We start from the raw sequence: 2,136 nt of genomic DNA on the forward strand, positions 1-2,136 counted from the left end.
GCCGCCATGGCGGCGCTGGGCCGGTGATCCGGTACGCCCACCGGCGGGCGTACGGACACGGATGCGGCCGCGGGGCACGCCGGACGACTCGTCGACCCGAAGGCCGGCGACGCACGGCGGACCGCCCTGCCCGGTCGGAGGATCGGGCAGGGCGGTCCTGCGGGACGGGCGGACGGGTGCGGTTTCGTCACGCACGTCCCGGCCGGTGGCCGACTCCGGTCAGGAGGCGGTGCAGGCACCCACCACGGGCGCCGTCGTCGAGCCGTTCGTCGTGACGGTGAAACCGAAGGTGGTCGACGCGCCGGCGGCCAGGCTCCCGTTCCAGGTGGGCTTCACCGTCATCACGGTGCCGGCGGCGTTCCAGGTGGGGGTGCCGTTCCAGGTCGCGGACACCTTCTGCGGTGCGGTGACGGTCACCGGAACCGTCCAGGTGCTGATCGGTGAGCCGCCGGCCTTGATGGTCACCTGGCCGTTGTAGCCGCCTGCCCACGAGGCGGTCTGGGTGTAGGCCGCGGTGCAACCGGCGGATCCGCCGCCGTCACCGCCGTCACCGCCGCCGTCACCGCCGCCGTCGCTCGCCCCGCCGAGTGCGGCGAGCACCGCGTCGTAGGCCGGCTTCTTGTCGTAGTTGCCGTCGAACAGGAGCGGGGTGCCGCTGCTGCGCCACGAGTACTTGTCGGTGATACCCCAGACCGTGATGCCGGTGCAGCGGGTGACGGCCAGGCAGGCGTTGACGACACTGCTGTAGTTGGCGGCCTGCGCGGAACCCGACCCCTCGATGTCCAGTTCGGTGATCTGCACGTCCACGCCGAGGTCGGCGAAGCGCTGCAGGTTGGCCCGGTAGTCGGAGGGGACGGGGGAGTTGCTGTTGAAGTGGGACTGGAAGCCCACGCAGTCGATCGGCACGCCGCGCTGCTTGAAGTCCTTCACCATGGCGTAGACCGCGTCGCTCTTCGCGTTCCGGCCGTCGGTGTTGTAGTCGTTGTAACAGAGCTTGGCGTTCGCGTCGACCGAGCGGGCCGTGCGGAAAGCCTCCTCGATGAAGCCGTTGCCCAGCTTGTCCTGGAAGGGCGAGCTGCGCCGCGCGCCGCTGCCGCCGTCCTGGTACGCCTCGTTCACCACGTCCCAGGAGTCGATCTTGCCCTTGTAGTGCGTCATGACCTGGGTGATGTGGTTGTTCATCGCCGACCGCAGGTCCGTCGCGCCCAGACCACTGACCCAGCCGGGCAGTTGCGAGTGCCACACCAGGGTGTGGCCGCGCACCTTCATACCCTGGGCCTGGGCATGGCTGACGATCTGGTCGGCGGCCGAGAAGGAGAACGATCCGCGGGTGCTCTCGACCGCGTCCCACTTCATCTCGTTCTCGGGGGTGACGGAGCCGAACTGGGCGTCCAGCGTCGAGGCGTACTGCGCCTCACCGAGGTGGTTGGCCGCCACCGCGGTGCCGAAGTACCGGCCTTTCGCCGCCGCCGCGTCGCCGAGCGTGCCGGCGGCCTGGGCCGTACCTGCGAGCGACACGACACCGGCGGCGGCCAGAACACCCGCCGTGAGGAGGGACATCGCGCGCCTGGCGCGAACGGGCGGACGCGTGCGGGCGGACCCGCCCGCGCTGAATATCCTCTGGGCCATCACGTTTTCCAGCCTCTTCTTCCGGTTGCCGGGCGGATCGGACACGGACGCCCGGGCGGGGTGGGGTCGAACCGTTCGAGGTGCTGTGCGTCCGTCGGTGTCGGCGGAACGGCGCCTGTGCCGACAGGAGGAAACGAGCGGTGGAACAAGGGGAGCGAGGGAGAGTATGCGCCCCGCGCCCCGCCGGGTCAACGCTGTGTTTCCGAAATATTTCCGAGCGAACAACCGCTCAAATGGGAGGAGTTGGCAACGTGAGCTGCGGTTATGGCGCCTGGGTCGGGTGATGGCATGTCACCTGGTTCCGCTTCGATGAAACGATGGTCAGGCGTGGCGAAACGCGTGCACAGGAGACGGCGAAAGTTTCGACAGGCTTCGACGGGCTCGCTCCGGCCGCGGTCGGCGGCGCCGGAGGCCGGTGTGCGGAGGTCCGGGCACAGGAGGAGCGGACCACCCTTCCGGGCGACCCGCTCCTCCTGGTGCGCGCCGGGGCGCCCGCCCTCGAACGGC

General features: G+C 70.1%; 2 protein-coding genes. One reads left to right on the top strand and one right to left on the bottom strand.

All coding sequences use genetic code 11. The features are described 5' to 3' along the window. Positions 1 to 219: 219 nt before the first annotated feature. A complete protein-coding gene (locus ABZ371_RS32025; protein ID WP_358686326.1) occupies positions 220 to 1,560 on the bottom strand; it encodes an endo-1,4-beta-xylanase in 1,341 nt (446 codons plus the stop codon). 386 nt (positions 1,561 to 1,946) lie between these two features. Here ABZ371_RS32025 and ABZ371_RS32030 point away from each other — a divergent pair. Next, positions 1,947 to 2,136, top strand: a 190-nt coding sequence (locus ABZ371_RS32030; protein WP_358686328.1) for a hypothetical protein, incomplete at its 3' end; no start/stop codon positions are given.

This window comes from Streptomyces sp. NPDC005899, assembly GCF_040629645.1.
Taxonomy (GTDB): domain Bacteria; phylum Actinomycetota; class Actinomycetes; order Streptomycetales; family Streptomycetaceae; genus Streptomyces.